A 16,505-nucleotide genomic window follows, 5' to 3' on the forward strand; every position below is an offset into this window, starting at 1 on the left:
TGAAACGAGGACCCCATGGACCTGACCACCGCTGTGTGGCGTACGTCCAGCTACACCAACGCCAACAGCAACAACTGCGTGGAGGTCGCCGACGCCCCCCGCATGAGCGCCGTACGCGACACCAAGAATCGCGACCTCGGGGCACTGCTCTTCTCATCCCCCGAGTGGCAGGCGTTCCTGGACGCAGCCAAACACGACACCTTCTGACCCCCATGCACTCGGTCTCCGTCGCCGGCGCGGTCGTCCGTTCGGACGGCCGTGTCCTGGCCATCCGGCGGGCCGACAACGGGCGCTGGGAGCCGCCGGGCGGGGTCCTCGATCTCGGGGAGGACATCGAGGCCGGAGTCCGCCGGGAGGTCCTGGAGGAGACCGGCCTGCACGTCCGGGTCGGCCCGCTGACCGGTGTCTACAAGAACATGAAGCGCGGCGTCGTCGCGCTGGTCTTCCGCTGTTCCGCCGTCTCCGGCACGCCCCGGACGTCCGAGGAGAGCACCGGCGTCCGGTGGCTCACCCCTGAGCAGGTCCGGGAGCGGATGGCGCCGGCCTACGCCTGCCGGCTGCTCGACGCCCTCTCCCCCGGGCCGCCCGTCGTGCGCGCGCACGACGGCCGCGACCTGCTGGACTGACCCCTCGCATTCGTGCTCTGCAGCAGACGGTCCCCGGACCGCCGGTAAGGCCGGCGGGCCGGGGATCGCGGTCGTTCAGGCCGGAAGCGGGCCGGCATCCCCGCCTCACCGGCGGTCAGAGGCACGCGGGCCTCGGGGCGCGCCCGGATCCAGCACGGTGCCCTCGTGCCGCTACACGCCCGACGCCGCCGTGTGCGCGGCCCACTCCCGGATCGTCTGCCGGGACTCGGGGCTGAGGTCGGTGGCGCCGAGTTCGCCGGGGGCGATCCAGCGGTGGCCGGTGTGCTCGCCGGACAGGACGACCGGCGAGCCGTTCCAGGCCAGGCCGAAGGTGTACTGGCGGGCCGGGCGGCCGCTACCGGAGACGTAGTCGAAGGAGGCGGTGAAGCCCGCGTCGGGCTCGACCGGCCCCGACCACCCGACCTCTTCGGCGAGTTCGCGGGCCAGCGCCTCCATAAGGGACTCACCGGCCTCGACGCCGCCGGAGGGCAGCTCCTCGATGCCGGGCAGGAAGTCGTCGCTGAGGGAGCGGCGCAGGATGAGGACGCGGCCGCGGTCGTGGACGACGGCGCCGACCACGAGCTTGGCGATCCGGTCGCGCTCGGCGTCGTCGACGAGGCTCTGGAGATCCATGTGGCGACGCTACCGCCCACCGAGCTCGGCCAGAGCGGTTTCGAGAGCCTCGGCCACTTTTCGGGTGTAGCGGTCGGCGGCGGCGGTGTCCTCGGCCGGTACGCCGATGCGCAGGGAGTGCGCTGCGAGCCGGTCCGCGGTGGCCGTCGGCGTGCGCGGCGGCGGGTGCCGATAGGAGGTGAGGGGGGAGCGGGGCGCGGTGAAGGCGGGGTAGGTGTGCAGGGGCCGCATCGAGTCGCAGTCGGTCACCTCGGCGCAGTCGGCGCCGCGCAGTCGGGCGAGGAGGTCCTCGCGGGTGAATCCGGCCTGGTCGGGGTCGACGGTGAAGACGAACGCGTACAGCGTGGAGGTGTGGGGGCCGCCGGGGGTCAGGACGGCGATCCCGGGCCGGCCGTCCAGCGCGCTTTCGAACGCCGCGGCATGGCGGCGGCGGTGGCTCAGCCAGGCATCGAGCCGGGACAGGTAGACCTCGGCCATCGCCAGTCCGAGCGGGTGCGCTCGGTACTTCAGCCCCAGTCCCGTCTCGGCGTAGGCGTACAGCGGGGCATCAGGGCGGATCTCGGCCAAGGCGCGCTTGTTGAAGTGGCCGAGCAGCATCGCTTTCTCGTAGAGGCCGCGGTGGGGGGTGGTGAGGATGCCGCCCTCCCCTGCGGTGATGGTCTTGCGGCCTTGCAGGCTCCAGCACGCGGCGTCGGCGAGCCGACCGACGCTGAGGCCCTCCCGGGCGGCTCCGTGGGCGTGGGAGCAGTCTTCGACGAGGGCGATGGCGTGGCGGTCGCAGAAGGCGCGCAGCCGCCGCACCCGCTGGGGGTGGCCCCACATGTGGGTGGCCACCAGCGCCCGGGTGGCGGGGGTGAGGAGTGCGGCCGCCAGGTCCAGGTCGACGGCGCCTTCGGTATCGACGTCGACCAGCACCGGGGTCGCGCCGAGCTGAAGCAGCGGGGTGGCGGTGGCGAAGAAGGTGTAGTCCTGTACCAGGACCTCGTCGCCGGGGCCGATTCCCAGCGCGTAGTAGGCCGAGTGCAGGGCGGCGGTGCCGGAGCTGGTGAGCAGGGCGAAGGCGGCATCGTGGCGGGCCGCGAAAGCGTCTTCGAACCGGGCGATGATGCCGGAGCGGTCGTAGATGGACACGGCGGTGCCGAGTTGGCGGTCCACGGCGGCGCGCACCTCGGCGTCGATGGGAGGCCAGTCCAGGCTCATCAGGCGCTCCTTTTCAGGGGGGCGTTCGGCAGGGGTTCGGGGCGGCCCGAGGCCAGGGAGGCGTAGGCGGCCTCCATCAGCGCGGTGGCGGCGATCCCGACGCGGGCCTCGCCGGTGTCCACCGCCGCCTCGTGCCGGGTGGCGAAGTGGTGGGCGAGCATCCGCGCCCACGGGTCCTCTGTCGCTTCCAGCGCCACGACGTGGAGGGGGCCGCCGCGGTCGCCGACGCAGACGCGGGCCCGGTCTCCGATGATGGTGATGCGCCCGCCCTCGGCCACCAGGTCGAGGACGTCGGCGCGCTCGTCGCACCGCGAGACGTACACCGATCCCGTCGTGGAGCCGCGGTGAGTCAGCAGCACGTGCGCGGTCTCCTCCACTTCCACGGGTGCGCGCCATGCCGGTGAGGCGCCGGTGAGGGCGTAGACGCCGGTGGCCTCGGCCTCGGTGAAGCGGGCGATGAGGTCGAAGGCGTGGTAGCCCAGGTCCAGCAGTGCGCCGCCGCCCGCGTGCTCGTGTGAGGCGCGCCAGGTCGCGGAGTAGTCGCCGGTGGGGCGGGTGATGCGGATGCGGTAGGACAGCAGCCGCCCCCATCCGGCCAGCAGCCGGCGGGCGATCGCGTACAGCTGGCCGTGCGGGCGGTGGGCCAGGACGCGGACGCGCCCGCGCGCCGCCAGCCGCTCGGCCTCGGTCAAGGTGAGTGCGAGGGGCTTCTCCTTCCACACGGTCAGGCCGGCGGCGCGGAGCCGCTGCGCCGCCTCGTAGTGCAGGTGGTGGGGGCAGGCCAGGATCGCGATGTCGAAGGCGTCTGCGGCCAGCGCCTTCTCCAGGGACGGGTAGGCGGTGAGGGCGCCGCGCCGGAGGCGCCCGGCCGCCCCGGGGTCAGGGTCGGCGACCCCGGTGATCCGCAGCGGCAGTCCCGCCTTGTCCAGGGCGGGCAGCAGGACCTCGCGCACCCGCGCGCCCGCCCCCACCAGCAGCAACCGGTCGGTGGTCTCCATCAGTCCTCCAGAAGGCGGAAGTGTGCCGCCTCCAGGAGAGCGCCGGTGAACCGTGTGAGGACAGGCTGAACAGGGCTCATTCACGGTTCACTCACCCGCTCACACCCGGTGCGCGAGAATCGGCTCATGACCCCCAGCGACTTCGCCCCGGCCCTGACGGCCTGGCACACCCGCCGCGGATTGACGAAGAAGGCCCTGGCCCACGCCATCGGCTTCGACCCCTCCTACGTCAGCCACATCGAGGCCGGCCGCCACCCGGCCTCCGGAGACTTCGCCCGGCGTGCCGAGCAGCACCTGGATGCCGGCGGCGAGCTGTGGAAGGCATGGCAGGGCGCCGCCGGGAAGCAACCGGCCCCCACGGGCGCGGCCGAGCTGTTCGTCGACTCCGACCACGCAGAACTCCGCTACCACGACGGCGTCTACACCGCGCGGATGCGCCGCCGCGTCGTCAACGGCGGCACCGAACCGGTCAGCCGCTATCTGGTGCGCATCAGCGTCGACCGCTACCCCGGCCGGCCTGAGCACTCCAACGAGCTCTACCGCCGCCACCCCCTCGCCTGGGAGGCGCTGAACCTGAAGGCCGCGTGCAACAACGAACCGATGCGCTGGACGGTCAAACACGACAAGGACAGCTTCAAAGAGGTGTGGCTGTGCTTCGACAACGAGGAATCCAGGTTCCCCCTCTACCCCGGGCAGGCCGCCACCCTGGAGTACGCCTACACCGTCGGCGAGGACCAATGGGGCCAGTGGTTCCAGCGCGCCGTCCGCCTGCCCACCAACCGCATCGGCGTCGACCTGGTCTTCCCCGCCGGCCTCGACCCCGACGCCTGGGGCACCGAAACCTCCACCACCGCCGAAGCCGTGCCGCTGCGCCACCCGATCAAGCGCACCTGCCAGGGCGATGACGTGGTCTTCTCCTGGTCCGCCCAGGACCCGCCGATCGGTGCCCGCTACCGGCTCGAATGGCGCTGGCGCGCCCGGCCCGGGGGCGAGCCCCGCCCCCTGCTGCGCACCTCCAGCGACCGCATGGCCGCCGCCGGCATCGTTCAGGACGGCGACCCCGCTCTGGCCCGCAGCGCCCGCCGGTTCCGGCTGCCCGAGGAGGCCGCCGCCGCGCAGGAGACCGTCGACCACCTCCACCGGGCCATCGGCAGGGTGCGCGAGCACCACGAGTTCGGCAAGGGCATGGGGCTGGCCGCGCCCCAGATCGGCATCGACCGCGCGGCCGCGGTCGTCCTCCCGCCCGACCCCGACGCGTCGCCGCTGGTCCTGCTCAACCCCCGCATCATCGGCTCCTCCGCCGAGACCGATGAACACTACGAGGGCTGTCTGAGCTTCTTCGACGTCCGCGGCCTCGTCCCGCGCCCGCGCCGCATCGAGGTCGAGCACACCGCTCCAGAGGGCGCGACCGTTATCACGGTGTTCACCGACGCCCTGGCCCGGCTGGTTGCCCACGAGGTCGACCACCTCCACGGCATCGTCTACACCCGCCACATGCGCCCCGGGCTGTCGCCCATCCCGGTCGAGGAGTACCGGGGCACCGGCCGGCCCTGGCGGTACCGACGAACGTGAGCACGCCTGGAGCGAGCCCGTACATGGCTCCCGCACTCTCCGCCGCGCAGAAACGGGGGCCGGCGCCGCCTCGAGAAGGCGGGACAGCCGCCCGGAAGCGGCCTTGTAACACCCCTGCTTCCGGTGGGCCCTCCGTTTCGGAAGCGGCGTGCTTTCCGTCGGCATGAACGCGGCCGCCGGGTCCGGCGGCCGCGTTCTCCTCGTTCAGCGGGTCAGCCCCAGCTGAGGGCGGTCCCCTCCGGGTCCTCCAGGAAGGCTCCGATGTCGCGGAGGACCTTGGAGCCGAGCTCGCCGTCGACCAGCCGGTGGTCGAAGGAGAGCGACAGGGTGGTCACCTTGCGCAGCTTGAGCTCCCCCTTGTGCGCCCAGGGCATGTCGCGGATCTGGCCGAAGGCCAGGATGGCCGCCTCGCCCGGGTTGAGGATGGGGGTGCCCGCGTCCACGCCGAACACGCCGACGTTGGTGATGGTGATGGTGCCGCCGGTCATGTCGGCCGGGGAGGTCTTGCCCGCCCGCGCCGTCTCGGTCAGCTCCTGCAGGCTCTGCGCCAGCTCCGGCAGCGGCTTGGCGTGCGCGTCCTTGACGTTCGGGACGACCAGGCCGAGGTCGGTGGCCGCGGCGATGCCCAGGTTCACGTAGTGCTTGACCACGATCTCCTGCGCCTGCTCGTCCCAGGCCGCGTTGACCTCCGGGTGCCGGCGCACCGCGGTGAGCAGCGCCCGCGCCACCAGCAGCAGCGGGGACACCTTGACCCCGGCGAACTCCGGCCGCTCGCGCAGCCGGCGCACCGCCTTCATCGTCTTGGTGACGTCCACCTGCAGGAACTCGGTGACGTGCGGGGCGGTGAAGGCGCTGGACACCATGGCCGCCGCGGTGCGCTTGCGCACCCCCTTGACCGGGATGCGCTCCTCCAGCGCCGACCGGTCGGCGGCCGGGGCCGGCGCGACCGGGGTCGGGACCTCGGCCTCGGCGGCGACGGGGGCCGCAGCCGGCTCGCCCTCGGCGGTGCGGCGCACGTCCTCCCGGGTGACCAGGCCGCCCTCCCCGGTGGGGGTGACCGAGCGCAGGTCGACGCCGAGGTCCTTGGCGAGCTTGCGCACCGGCGGCTTGGTGAGCACCGGGCCGGCCGGGGCCGCCTGCTCCGGCACCGCGGGAGCGGGCTCGGGCGCGGGGGCGGGCTCGGCGGGCGGCGCGGCGGTGCCGCCGTTGGCGGCCGCCTCGGCCGGGGCCGGGCGGCGGCGCGGGCGGCGCTTGGTGGACGCCGCCTTCTCGCCGTATCCGACCAGCGGCTTCTCCCGCTCCTCGGTCTCCTCGGCGGCCCCGTCCCCGGGGCCGTCGCCGCCGGTGCCGTCGTCCACCGCGATGATCGGGGTGCCCACGTCGACCGTGGCCCCCTCCTCCACCAGCAGCTCGGTGACGGTGCCCGCGAACGGGCTGGGCAGCTCCACGGCGGCCTTGGCGGTCTCGATCTCGCAGATCATCTGGTTGACCTCGACCCGGTCGCCCGGCTTGACGTACCACTGGAGGATCTCGGCGTCGACCAGCCCCTCACCGACGTCGGGCAGCCGGAAACGCTGGACTCCACTGTTGGCCATGTCTTCTCCGACTCCCTGATCAGTACGCGAACGCTCGGTCGACGCCGTCCAGAACCCGGTCCAGGTCGGGCAGGTAGTGCTCCTCCAGCCTGGACTGCGGGTAGGGCGTGTCGAACGCGCCGACCCGGATCACCGGGGCCTCCAGGTGGTAGAAGCAGTCCTCGGTGATCCGCGCGGCGATCTCCGCGCCGACGCCGTTGCCCACCGGCGCCTCGTGCGTGATGACCACCCGCCCGGTGCGGCGCACCGAGGCGGTGACGGTGTCGTAGTCGACCGGGGAGATCGACCGCAGGTCGATCACCTCGATGGAGTGGTCCTCGTCGGCCTCGGCCGCCTGCAGGGCGGTCTTGACCATCGGGCCGTAGGCGATCAGGGTCGCGTCGGTGCCGGGGCGGGCGACGCGGGCCGCGCCCATCGGCTCGGCGGACTCCAGGGCGGCCGAGGTGTCCACCGCCGCCTTCTCGTAGTAGCGCCGCTTGGGCTCCAGGAAGACCACCGGGTCGTCGCTGGTGATGGCCTGCTGGATCATCCAGTAGGCGTCCACCGCGTTGGCGACGGTGACCACCCGCAGGCCGGCGGTGTGCGCGAAGTAGGCCTCCGGCGACTCGCTGTGGTGCTCGACCGCGCCGATGCCGCCGCCGTAGGGGATGCGCAGCACGACCGGCATGCTCAGGGTGCCCGCCGAGCGGCGGCGCATCTTCGCCAGCTGGGTGAAGGTCTGGTTGGCGGCCGGGAAGAAGAAGCCGTCGAACTGGATCTCGCAGACCGGCCGGTAGCCGCGGAGCGCCAGGCCGATGGCGGTGCCGACGATGCCGGACTCGGCCAGCGGGGTGTCGATGACCCGCTCCGCGCCGAAGTCCTTGTGCAGCTGGTCGGTGACGCGGAAGACGCCGCCGAGCCGGCCCACGTCCTCCCCCATGACCAGGACCTTGGGGTCGTTCTCCATCGCGCGGCGCAGGCCCGCGTTGATGGCCTTGCCAATGGTGAGGTCGGTCATCGCTCAGCGGCCCCCTTCGGCACCGGCGCCCTCGAAGGACGCGAGGTAGTCGGCGAACTCCGCCCGCTGGCGGTCCAGCTCGGTGTGCGGCTCCGCGTAGACCTCGTCGAAGATCTCCAGCGGGGCGGGGTCGGGCAGCTCGCGGCATTCGCGGCGGACCCGCTCGCCGAGCGCGTCGGCCTCGGCCTCGACGCCGGCGAAGAACTCCTCGTCGGCCAGGCCCTGCTTCTCCAGGTAGGCGTGGAGCCGGGAGATCGGGTCCTTGCGCTTCCACTCCTCCAGCTCGGCGGAGGCCCGGTAGCGGCTCGGGTCGTCGTTGGTGGTGTGCGCGCCCATCCGGTAGGTGAACGCCTCGATCAGCGTCGGCCCCTGGCCCTCGCGGGCGCCGTCCAGCGCGGCGCGGGTCACCGCCAGCGAGGCGAAGACGTCGTTGCCGTCGATGCGGATGCCGGGGAAGCCGAAGCCGGCGGCGCGCCGGTAGATCGGCACCCGGGACTGGCGCTCCAGCGGCTCGGAGATGGCCCACTGGTTGTTCTGGCAGAAGAACACGACCGGCGCGTTGTTGACCGCGGCGTAGTTGAAGGCCTCGTTGGTGTCGCCCTGGCTGGTGGCGCCGTCGCCGAAGTAGGAGATCACCGCCTCGCCGTCCTCGCCGACCGCGCCGTCGCGCTGGACGCCCATGGCGTAGCCGGTGGCGTGCAGCGCCTGGCTGCCGATGACGATCGTGTACAGGTGCAGCCGGTGCTCATCGGGGTCCCAGCCGCCGTTGGTGACGCCGCGGAACATGCCCAGCAGCTCGCGGGGCTGGACCTCGCGGCACCAGGCGACGCCGTGCTCGCGGTAGGAGGGGAAGGCCATGTCGCCGTCGCGCAGCGCCCGGCCCGACCCGATCTGGGCCGCCTCCTGGCCGAGCAGCGAGGCCCACAGCCCGAGTTCGCCCTGGCGCTGCAGCGCCACCGCCTCGGTGTCGAAGCGCCGGACCAGGACCATGTCCCGGTAGAGTCCGCGCGCCTCCTCGCCGCTGATCTCGAAGGGGTAGTCGGGGTGCGTCCGCAGCTCCCCTTCCGGGGTCAGGAGCTGGACGAGCTCCGGTTCCTCATGCGCGGTGTTGTCCGACACCTGTCGCTCCTCGGGTTCTCGGGGCCGACGTCGCGAGGGTGAGCGCTGATCGGCCGATCCTCCACCCGCTCACCCGGGGTAACGGGTCTTGGCGGGCAGCCCTCCGCATATCGTGACAGAACTCACCACGCCCCGCGCAAGCCCCGGCGCCGCCTTTTCGACTGAGGCCCCATGATCCACGACCCCGGAAAAACCGCAACTACCAGGACTTCCTAGGAAGAGCAAGGCCGTCCGAAGAAAATTTCGGGCGTCCTACGAACCGCTCCGAAAAGCCCCCGGAAACGGCGGCGACCGGCCCGCGCAGAGCGCGGACCGGTCGCGGAGAACCGAACCGTGAATCACCGAGAGTGACGATAAGGGGTGGCGACGATCACCCGTGGTCACCCGAGGGGACCGTCGCACGGGCCGGGGGCGGCCCGGGTGCCGCAGAGGGGGCGGAGGGAGGCGGGAGGAGCGCCGGAGGGGCCGGCGGGCCTCACGCTCCGGAGCGCGGCGCGGGGGCGTAGTCGACGAGCTGCTCGCGGAGCTGGCGGCGGGCCCGGTGCAGCCGGGACATCACCGTGCCCAGCGGGGTGCCCATCCGGGCGGCGACCTCCTTGTAGGGGTAGCCCTCGACGTCGACCAGGTAGACGACCATCCGGAACTCCTCGGGCAGCGCGGCGAGCGCGGCGCGGATGCCGGAGTCGGGCATGTGGTCCAGGACCTCGGCCTCGGCCGAGCGCGGACCCGAGGAGCTGTGCGCCTCGGCCGCGGCCAGCTGCCAGTCCTTGATCTCGTCGGTGGAGTCCTGGCGCGGCTCGCGCTGCTTCTTGCGGTAGCCGTTGATGAACGTGTTGGTGAGGATGCGGTACAGCCAGGCGCGCAGGTTGGTGCCGGCGCGGAACTGGTGGAAGTTGGCGAACGCCTTGGTGAAGGTCTCCTGGACCAGGTCCTCGGCGTCGGCGGCGTTGCGGGTCATCCGCAGCGCGGTGGGGTAGAGCTGGTCGGCGTACGGGGTGACCGCCGTCGCGAAGTCCAGGGTCCCGGTCTCGCCGTTCTGCTGCTCGGTGCGGTCCAGTTCGATGGTCGTCAAGTCTCCCCCTTAGAGACGACCGGCTGTTCAATACCGATCGGTATCGAACTGTTAGACGCGCAGACTAGCGCGCAATGATGACACCTTTGGCGGTGATAAGCGTCACTCGGTGCCGCCGATTCCCCTATCGTCGCCGTTTCGTTACCCGTGATGCGGTATAGGACACCCGCCGCCGCAGCCGCTCCGGGCCCGGAGGCGACCGTGCTGACCTCGGCGGACCGGGGGCGCTCCGTGCCCCGGCCGGAGGCCGGTGCCGTACGCTTTTCCCGCGCGGCGCAGCCCGCGCGGCACCAGCGGACAAAACCAGCGTGGAGGACCCCGTGGCCCGCGTCATCGTCGACGTCATGCTCAAGCCCGAGATCCTGGACCCCCAGGGCCAGGCGATCGTGGGCGCCTGCGGGCGCCTCGGCTTCGCCGGCGTCGAGCAGGTCCGCCAGGGCAAGCGGTTCGAGGTGGAGATCGAGGGCGAGGCCGACGAGGCCCGCCTGGCCGACGTCCGCCGCCTCGCCGAGACGCTGCTGGCCAACCCGGTCATCGAGGACTTCGAGCTCCGGGTGGAATAACGCCCGATTGGCGTGCGGTATCCGTTGAGTTCTGCTTGCCCCGTTTCGTCCACTGGTCCTCGGGCATCGCTCTAGTGAGGCCGACGGTGAGGATTTCCCCATGGACGACGGAATCTCGTTCGCCCTACCCGCGGAGCCCGGTTCCCTGCCGGTGATGCGACGCATCCTCGGACGGGCCCTCCGGGAGCGGGGCATCACCGGAGACCGCGCGTTCCGCCTGCTCACCGCCGCCACGGAGGCGTGCACCAACGCCGTCGAGCACGGTTCCCGGGGCGCCTACCGGGTGGAGGTCCGCTTCGGTCCGGCGGACTGCCGGATCGCCGTCGCCCACCGCGGTCCCGGCTTCGCCGTGCCCGCCCCGCGGATGCCCGGCCCCGAGGCCGAGTCCGGGCGCGGCCTGCTGATGATGGGCCTCCTGGTCGACGAGGTCGACCTCGACTGCCCGCCCCCGGGCCGGACCGGGCGCACCCTGGTCCGGCTCCGCGAGCGGCTGCCCGAGCGGGAACCCTGCCCGTGACCTCGGGGGCCGGACCCAGCGGTCCCCCCGATGCGGGTAACCTCGTGAGCGAGCCCGCCCGTCACCTGCCACCTCCCTCGGGGAGGACGCGGACGTGTCGCTGTTCTTCCCGTCCGCCGCCCGTCCCCGTCCGGTCGTGGTCGCGGCGGCCGCGGCTGCCAGCGACTCATACCGACGAAACTTCGGAGAGTGCCCATGACAGCCCGTGTGGGCGTCGTCACCTTCCCCGGCTCCCTCGACGACAAGGACGCGGCGCGCGCGGTCCGGATCGCCGGAGCCCAGCCCGTCCCCCTCTGGCACGACGACGCCGACCTCAAGGGCGTCGACGCGGTCGTGCTGCCGGGGGGCTTCTCCTATGGGGACTACCTCCGCTGCGGGGCCATCGCCCGGTTCGCCCCGATCATGACCGAGCTGGTGCCGGCCGCCCGCTCCGGTGCCCTGCCGGTGCTGGGCATCTGCAACGGCTTCCAGATCCTGTGCGAGAGCCACCTGCTGCCGGGCGCGCTGACCCGGAACGAATCGCTGCACTTCATCAACGTCGAGCAGCGGCTCCGGGTGGAGTCGGCCGACACCGCCTGGACCAACCGGTACACCGCCGGCGAGGAGGTCCTGGTGGTGCTGAAGAGCGGTGAGGGCCGCTACACCGCCGCCCCGGAGACCCTGGACGAGCTGGAGCGCACCGGCCGGGTGGTGGTCCGCTACGCCGGCGGGGCGCCGAACGGCTCCGAGCGCGGCATCGCCGGGATCGCCAACGAGCACGGCAACGTGGTCGGCCTGATGCCGCACCCGGAGCACGCCGTCGAGGCGCTCACCGGCCCCTCCGAGGACGGCCTGGGCTTCTTCACCTCGATCCTGGCCCACCTGGCCGACGGGGTTCCCGCGGGGTCGTCGGCGCGATGATGGCCCTGCTGCGGTCCAGGCGGACGATGCTGGTCCTCGTCGGCCTGGTCGTGGTCGGGATGGTCGCCACCGGCGCGGTCGGCCTGATCAACGCGCTGAACGCACCCGCCCCCCAGGGGACCGACGGCGGCGGGCAGAGCGCGGAGCCGCCGCGCGACGCCCCGCCGGTGGGCGTCCTGGGCAGCGCCCCGGACCCGGTCGACTACACCGACCTGGACCAGGAGTGCGGCGCCATCTCCCCCGGCCGGCCCGAGGAGTGCTACCGCACCGTCGGGCTGGACGTCGGCGGGGAGGACCTGGACGCCGCCGACGCACTGGAAGAGGTGCGCGGCGCGCTGCTGGACGACGGCTGGAAGCCGCTCGTCCCCTCCTCCGACACCGACCCCGACGAGGTCCCGGCGGAGGAGTTCGTGCTCACCGACGGGACCGTGATGGCGATGGCCAGCCCGGTCTCCCACGACGACTCGACCCCGGCCGCAGTGGTGCTCGCCCACTACTAGAGCCGCCCGCTCCACTCGCCCGCCCTTGCATCCGAACGGAAACCGCATGTCCCACTCCCGCGCCATCGACACCGTGGCCACCGCCGAGAGCACGCCCGAGGCCGAGCAGCCCTACGCCGAGCTCGGGATGGCCGACGACGAGTACGCCCGCGTCCGCACCATCCTCGGCCGCCGGCCCACCGCCGCCGAGCTGGCGATCTACTCGGTCATGTGGAGCGAGCACTGCTCCTACAAGAGCTCCAGGGTGCACCTGAAGAAGTTCGGCGAACTCGCCCCGGACAGCGACGCGCTGCTGGTCGGCATGGGCGAGAACGCGGGCGTGGTGGACGTCGGCGAGGGCCGGGCGGTCACCTTCAAGATCGAGTCGCACAACCACCCCTCCTACGTCGAGCCGCACCAGGGCGCGGCCACCGGCGTCGGCGGGATCGTCCGGGACATCCTCACCATGGGCGCCCGCCCGGTGGCGGTGATGGACGCGCTGCGCTTCGGCCCGGCCGACGCCCCGGACACCCGGCGGGTACTGCCCGGCGTGGTCTCCGGTATCTCCTTCTACGGCAACTGCCTGGGCCTGCCCAACATCGGCGGCGAGGTCGGCTTCGGCGCCGGCTACGCGGGCAACCCGCTGGTCAACGCGCTGTGCGTGGGCGTGATGGAGCACTCCGACATCAAGCTGGCGCAGGCGCCCGGCCCCGGCAACAAGGTGGTGCTGTTCGGCGCCACCACCGGCCCGGACGGCATCGGCGGCGCGTCGGTGCTGGCCAGCGCCACCTTCGACGAGGAGAGCCAGGCCAAGCGGCCCAGCGTCCAGGTCGGCGACCCGTTCCTGGAGAAGCTGCTCATCGAGTGCAGCCTGGAGCTGTTCGCCCAGGACCTGGTGGTCGGCATCCAGGACCTGGGCGCCGCCGGCGTCTCCTGCGCCACCACCGAGCTGGCCGCCGGCGGCACCGGCGGCATGCGCATCGAGCTGGACCGGGTCCCGCTGCGCGACTCCACGCTCACTCCGGAGGAGATCCTGATGAGCGAGTCGCAGGAGCGGATGATGGCGGTGGTCGAGCCCGGCCGCCTGGACGACTTCCTGGCCGTGTGCCGCAAGTGGAACATCGAGGCCGCGGTGATCGGCGAGGTCACCGACGTGACCCCGGAGGAGGCCGAGCGCGGCGGCCGGCTGGTGATGACCTGGCGCGGCGAGACCATCGTGGACCTGCCGCCGCGCACCGCGGCCGACGAGGGCCCGGTGTACGAGCGCCCCTACGCGCGCCCCGCCGAGCAGGACGCGCTGCAGGCCGACACCCCGGACCGGCTGGACCGGCCCAAGGACGACGCGGCCCTGCGCGAGCAGCTGCTGACCGTGCTGGCCGCGCCCGGCGTCTGCGACCCGTCCTGGATCACCCGGCAGTACGACAGCTACGTGCTGGGCAACACGGTGCTGCGCGCCCCGCACGACGGCGGGATGATCCGGATCGCCGACGACTCCGACCGGGGCGTGGCGCTGGCCACCGACGGCAACGGCCGCTACACCCGGCTCGACCCCTACACCGGCACCCGGGCCGCGTTCGCCGAGGCCTACCGGAACGTCGCCGCCACCGGCGCCCGGCCGCTGGCCGTCACCAACTGCCTCAACTACGGCTCCCCCGAGGACCCGGCGGTGATGTGGCAGTTCGCCGAGTCCACCCGGGGCCTGGCCGAGGCCTGCAACCAGCTGGGCACCCCGGTCACCGGCGGCAACGTCAGCTTCTACAACCAGACCGGCGAGACCGCGATCAACCCGACCCCGGTGATCGGCGTGCTGGGCGTCATCGGCGACGTGAACGACCGGCTGACCAGCGCGTTCAGCGCCGCCGACGACGGCGCGGCGCTCTACCTGCTGGGCGAGACCCGGGACGAGCTCGGCGGTTCGGCCTGGGCCGACGTGGTCCACGGCCACCTGGGCGGGCTGCCGCCCGAGGTGGACCTGGCCGCCGAGGCGGCGCTGGGCGAGGTGCTGGCCTCCGCCGCCGAGTACGGCGTCGCGGCGGCCGCGCACGACCTGTCCGACGGCGGCCTGGCGGCGGCGCTGGCCGAGTCGGCGCTGCGCGGCGGCACCGGCTGCCGGATCAGCCTCGGCGGCGACCTGGCCGACCCGTTCACCGCGCTGTTCAGCGAGTCCGGTGCGCGCGCGGTGGTCGCGGTCCGCCCGGAGGCCGAGGACGCCTTCAAGGAGCTGTGCTCCCGGCACGGCGTGCCGGCGGCCGCGATCGGCACGGTCGGCGGCTCCTCGCTGTCGGTGAGCCACCCCGGCGGCGGGTTCGACATCCCGCTGCAGGAGCTGCGCACCGCCTACGAGTCCACCCTGCCCGGCATCTTCGACGGCGAGTGACCCGGCGGCCGCCCGGCCGCGGCGAGGGGGCTCCCGCTCCCCGCCGCGGCCCGGACGGCACCGGGAAGCGCTCCCGCTCCTCCCGGCGATGCCCTCCCCCCGCGGCGCCGCTTTCTCCGCGCCGGAGGGCGGGACCCCGGTCCGGCGGCGGCCGGGCCCGCTCACGCCGCTCACGGAGCGGCCGGCCCCTCGGAGCCCCGCCGGCGGGGCTCCGAGGGGCCGTATCGGCCGCCCCGGGCGAAGGGCGCGGCCGCTCAGGAGCGGGTCTGCACCCCGTGCCGGCGGGCCAGGAGCACGGTCAGCGCCACGAAGGCGAAGGTCTGGGCGAGCGCGCCGGGGACGAACTCCCACGGGACGGCGCCCTGGTCCAGCGGGGCGGCGATGTCGCCCATCGCCGAGGTGACCAGCATCCCGGTGAGGTTGTGCAACACGTGCATGACCACCGCCGCCTCCAGTCCGCCGGTGCGCACGCTCAGCCAGGCCAGCGTCATCGCCCAGACGAAGATCCAGGCGGCGCCCCAGCCGGTGTAGCCGTGCACCGACATGAAGAGCAGCGAGCTGACCACGATGCCCGGCCACGGGGTGCGGATGAAGGACCCGAAGGCCTGCATCAGCCAGCCGCGGAAGACGTACTCCTCTGCGGCGGCCTGGAACGGCACGAGCAGCAGGACCAGCGCGGCGGCGGGAAGGAACACGCCCCACCCGGCCCACTCCCAGCCCTGGGCGCCGAAGACCTCCCCGAGGTCCCGGCCGGCCGCCAGGTAGGTGGCGACGCTGATCGCGTAGCCGATGGCGATCGCGGCGGCCGCGGCTCCGGCGCAGGTCAGCGCCCACCGCCAGCGGAACCGGCCGACCACCGAGGAGAGGGTGCCCGCCGGCCGCCGCTGCACGAGCCGGGCGGCCAGCAGCACCATCGGGAGCGCACTGGCCAGGCCGAGCAGGGTGGCGCCGAGGAAGGCCAGCGGGGCCGCCTCCAGCACCGCCATCGGGTCGCCGCCGGCGTCCATTCCCCCGTTGAAGAAGGCGATGACCCCCGCGCCGATGCTCAGCGCCACCATCACGACCAGGGCGGGCACCAGGAAGGCGACGGTCCCGACGATCGGCCGCCACCAGGAGTTCCACCGGTTGCGGGCGAGCAGGTGGTAGGGGGTGCCGGCCGGGGCCGCCCCGATCCGGGGCGCGGGCGGGGCCGGCGGCGCCTGCCACCCGGCGGCCCCCTCCGGTCCGGGCCCCGGTGCCGGGTACCCGCCGGCGCCGTCCCGGCGCTCCTCCGGCACGGGTCCGGGGTGTCCGCTCAACGCGCTCATCGAGGTCTCTCCGTTCGACGCTGCTCTTCCTGCCCGGCCTCGAGCATCCCGCGGCGGCCCGGGGCCGCCCCAGTCGCCGAGGTCATCGCTTTCCCCTGACATTTCCCGGCCGCGCCCCGTGACAACTGTCATCCCGCCTCGGCCGCCCGGGCCCCCGGGCGTACGCTGGTGAGCAGGGGCAGAGCGCCCCGACAGGACCGGGAGACATGGAGAACGAGTACGGCGGCCCCAAGCGCCGCGGACGCCTCAAGGGGCCGCTCGGCAGCCACGACCGCCCCGCGAGCGCCCTGGCGTTCCGCCTGATCCTCGCGGTCTTCGGTGCGGCCGTCCTGCTCGTCGCCGCCGTCCTCGCCTGGAGCTGGGCCGGGAACGCCCTGCTCGCCTTCGTCTTCGCGGCCGCCCTGGCCGCCTCGCTGCTCAACGTCTACTGGGTCTACCAGCGCCTCCGCCACGAGCGCTGATCCCCCGGCCGCCCTCTCTCCGCCTCCGCCCCGCGCCCTCCCTCCCGCTTCCACCGGGTGCCGCGAGGGGTGTCCGGGGCTCTTCCGGA

Annotated in this window: 17 protein-coding genes; 9 read left to right on the plus strand and 8 right to left on the minus strand. The window is 73.3% G+C overall.

Annotation, left to right across the window (positions count from 1 at the left end; genetic code table 11):
• Nucleotides 1-15 precede the first annotated feature (15 nt).
• Together J0910_RS29340 and J0910_RS29345 are read left to right on the plus strand one after the other, a co-directional pair.
• On the plus strand, nt 16-207 hold the full coding sequence (locus J0910_RS29340; protein WP_420161750.1) for a DUF397 domain-containing protein: 192 nt from the start codon (nt 16-18) through the stop codon (nt 205-207).
• Between the two features lie 5 nt (nt 208-212).
• Nucleotides 213-626 carry an NUDIX hydrolase gene (locus tag J0910_RS29345; RefSeq protein WP_420161751.1) on the plus strand — a complete coding sequence of 138 codons (414 nt, stop codon included), beginning with the start codon at nt 213-215 and terminating at the stop codon, nt 624-626.
• 171 nt (nt 627-797) lie between these two features.
• Here the strand turns inward: J0910_RS29345 and J0910_RS29350 are convergent, their stop codons facing one another.
• Genes J0910_RS29350 through J0910_RS29360 form a run of 3 tightly spaced genes read right to left on the minus strand, consistent with a single transcriptional unit; the run spans nt 798 to nt 3,457 of the window.
• Nucleotides 798-1,259, minus strand: coding sequence for an NUDIX domain-containing protein (locus J0910_RS29350; RefSeq protein ID WP_420161752.1), 462 nt, complete (start codon nt 1,257-1,259; stop codon nt 798-800).
• A gap of 9 nt (nt 1,260-1,268) precedes the next feature.
• Nucleotides 1,269-2,459, minus strand: a complete 1,191-nt coding sequence (locus J0910_RS29355; protein ID WP_420161753.1) for a DegT/DnrJ/EryC1/StrS family aminotransferase — start codon at nt 2,457-2,459, stop codon at nt 1,269-1,271.
• Nucleotides 2,459-3,457 carry a Gfo/Idh/MocA family protein gene (locus J0910_RS29360; protein WP_420161754.1) on the minus strand — a complete coding sequence of 333 codons (999 nt, stop codon included), beginning with the start codon at nt 3,455-3,457 and terminating at the stop codon, nt 2,459-2,461. The genes J0910_RS29355 and J0910_RS29360 overlap by 1 nt, the downstream gene beginning before the upstream one ends.
• A 126-nt stretch (nt 3,458-3,583) precedes the next feature.
• Here J0910_RS29360 and J0910_RS29365 point away from each other — a divergent pair, with 126 nt between their 5' ends.
• Nucleotides 3,584-5,029, plus strand: a complete 1,446-nt coding sequence (locus J0910_RS29365) for a peptide deformylase (protein WP_420161755.1) — start codon at nt 3,584-3,586, stop codon at nt 5,027-5,029.
• 212 nt (nt 5,030-5,241) lie between these two features.
• On the opposite strand, the gene J0910_RS29370 is transcribed toward J0910_RS29365, so the two are convergent.
• The 4 genes from J0910_RS29370 to J0910_RS29385 all read right to left on the minus strand — a co-directional run bounded on the left by J0910_RS29370 (nt 5,242) and on the right by J0910_RS29385 (nt 9,812).
• Entirely contained in the window at nt 5,242-6,624 is a 1,383-nt protein-coding gene (locus J0910_RS29370; RefSeq protein ID WP_420161756.1) for a dihydrolipoamide acetyltransferase family protein, read from the minus strand.
• A 19-nt stretch (nt 6,625-6,643) separates the two neighbouring features.
• The gene (locus tag J0910_RS29375; RefSeq protein ID WP_420161757.1) at nt 6,644-7,621 is read right to left on the minus strand and encodes an alpha-ketoacid dehydrogenase subunit beta; all 978 of its coding nucleotides are present in this window, start codon (nt 7,619-7,621) and stop codon (nt 6,644-6,646) included.
• 3 nt (nt 7,622-7,624) lie between these two features.
• Entirely contained in the window at nt 7,625-8,740 is a 1,116-nt protein-coding gene (gene pdhA / locus J0910_RS29380; protein WP_420161758.1) for a pyruvate dehydrogenase (acetyl-transferring) E1 component subunit alpha, read from the minus strand.
• Nucleotides 8,741-9,215: 475 nt separating this feature from the next.
• Nucleotides 9,216-9,812 (minus strand): sigma-70 family RNA polymerase sigma factor, encoded by a 597-nt coding sequence (locus J0910_RS29385; RefSeq protein ID WP_420161759.1) that lies wholly within the window; start codon nt 9,810-9,812, stop codon nt 9,216-9,218.
• Nucleotides 9,813-10,132: 320 nt separating this feature from the next.
• Here J0910_RS29385 and purS point away from each other — a divergent pair, with 320 nt between their 5' ends.
• The 5 genes from purS (at nt 10,133) to purL (ending at nt 14,648) form a co-directional block, all read left to right on the plus strand.
• Nucleotides 10,133-10,375 (plus strand): phosphoribosylformylglycinamidine synthase subunit PurS, encoded by a 243-nt coding sequence (gene purS, locus J0910_RS29390; protein ID WP_026120662.1) that lies wholly within the window; start codon nt 10,133-10,135, stop codon nt 10,373-10,375.
• Between the two features lie 100 nt (nt 10,376-10,475).
• Nucleotides 10,476-10,892: an ATP-binding protein gene (locus J0910_RS29395; RefSeq protein ID WP_420161760.1), complete on the plus strand. Its 417-nt coding sequence runs from the start codon at nt 10,476-10,478 to the stop codon at nt 10,890-10,892.
• Between the two features lie 195 nt (nt 10,893-11,087).
• Complete coding sequence (gene purQ / locus J0910_RS29400; RefSeq protein ID WP_420161761.1) at nt 11,088-11,792, plus strand: phosphoribosylformylglycinamidine synthase subunit PurQ; 705 nt, start codon at nt 11,088-11,090, stop codon at nt 11,790-11,792.
• Nucleotides 11,789-12,292, plus strand: a complete 504-nt coding sequence (locus J0910_RS29405) for a hypothetical protein (protein WP_420161762.1) — start codon at nt 11,789-11,791, stop codon at nt 12,290-12,292. Before purQ ends, J0910_RS29405 begins: the two co-directional genes overlap by 4 nt.
• Before the next feature lie 46 nt (nt 12,293-12,338).
• Nucleotides 12,339-14,648: a phosphoribosylformylglycinamidine synthase subunit PurL gene (gene purL / locus J0910_RS29410; protein WP_420161763.1), complete on the plus strand. Its 2,310-nt coding sequence runs from the start codon at nt 12,339-12,341 to the stop codon at nt 14,646-14,648.
• Between the two features lie 254 nt (nt 14,649-14,902).
• On the opposite strand, the gene J0910_RS29415 is transcribed toward purL, so the two are convergent.
• Nucleotides 14,903-15,955, minus strand: a complete 1,053-nt coding sequence (locus J0910_RS29415) for a CPBP family intramembrane glutamic endopeptidase (RefSeq protein ID WP_420161764.1) — start codon at nt 15,953-15,955, stop codon at nt 14,903-14,905.
• A gap of 206 nt (nt 15,956-16,161) precedes the next feature.
• Here J0910_RS29415 and J0910_RS29420 point away from each other — a divergent pair, with 206 nt between their 5' ends.
• On the plus strand, nt 16,162-16,416 hold the full coding sequence (locus J0910_RS29420) for a hypothetical protein (RefSeq protein ID WP_420161765.1): 255 nt from the start codon (nt 16,162-16,164) through the stop codon (nt 16,414-16,416).
• Nucleotides 16,417-16,505 lie beyond the last annotated feature (89 nt).

It is taken from the genome of Nocardiopsis oceanisediminis (assembly GCF_048595525.1).
Taxonomy (GTDB): domain Bacteria; phylum Actinomycetota; class Actinomycetes; order Streptosporangiales; family Streptosporangiaceae; genus Nocardiopsis_A; species Nocardiopsis_A oceanisediminis.

Coding starts and splice junctions, on each gene's coding strand:
- J0910_RS29350 (WP_420161752.1), bottom strand. CDS start 1,259: ATGGATCTCCAGAGCCTCGTCGACGACGCCGAGCGCGACCGGATCGCC.
- J0910_RS29370 (WP_420161756.1), bottom strand. CDS start 6,624: ATGGCCAACAGTGGAGTCCAGCGTTTCCGGCTGCCCGACGTCGGTGAG.
- J0910_RS29420 (WP_420161765.1), top strand. CDS start 16,162: ATGGAGAACGAGTACGGCGGCCCCAAGCGCCGCGGACGCCTCAAGGGG.
- J0910_RS29365 (WP_420161755.1), top strand. CDS start 3,584: ATGACCCCCAGCGACTTCGCCCCGGCCCTGACGGCCTGGCACACCCGC.
- J0910_RS29405 (WP_420161762.1), top strand. CDS start 11,789: ATGATGGCCCTGCTGCGGTCCAGGCGGACGATGCTGGTCCTCGTCGGC.
- purQ (WP_420161761.1), top strand. CDS start 11,088: ATGACAGCCCGTGTGGGCGTCGTCACCTTCCCCGGCTCCCTCGACGAC.
- J0910_RS29345 (WP_420161751.1), top strand. CDS start 213: ATGCACTCGGTCTCCGTCGCCGGCGCGGTCGTCCGTTCGGACGGCCGT.
- J0910_RS29415 (WP_420161764.1), bottom strand. CDS start 15,955: ATGAGCGCGTTGAGCGGACACCCCGGACCCGTGCCGGAGGAGCGCCGG.
- J0910_RS29375 (WP_420161757.1), bottom strand. CDS start 7,621: ATGACCGACCTCACCATTGGCAAGGCCATCAACGCGGGCCTGCGCCGC.
- J0910_RS29340 (WP_420161750.1), top strand. CDS start 16: ATGGACCTGACCACCGCTGTGTGGCGTACGTCCAGCTACACCAACGCC.
- J0910_RS29360 (WP_420161754.1), bottom strand. CDS start 3,457: ATGGAGACCACCGACCGGTTGCTGCTGGTGGGGGCGGGCGCGCGGGTG.
- purL (WP_420161763.1), top strand. CDS start 12,339: ATGTCCCACTCCCGCGCCATCGACACCGTGGCCACCGCCGAGAGCACG.
- J0910_RS29355 (WP_420161753.1), bottom strand. CDS start 2,459: ATGAGCCTGGACTGGCCTCCCATCGACGCCGAGGTGCGCGCCGCCGTG.
- J0910_RS29395 (WP_420161760.1), top strand. CDS start 10,476: ATGGACGACGGAATCTCGTTCGCCCTACCCGCGGAGCCCGGTTCCCTG.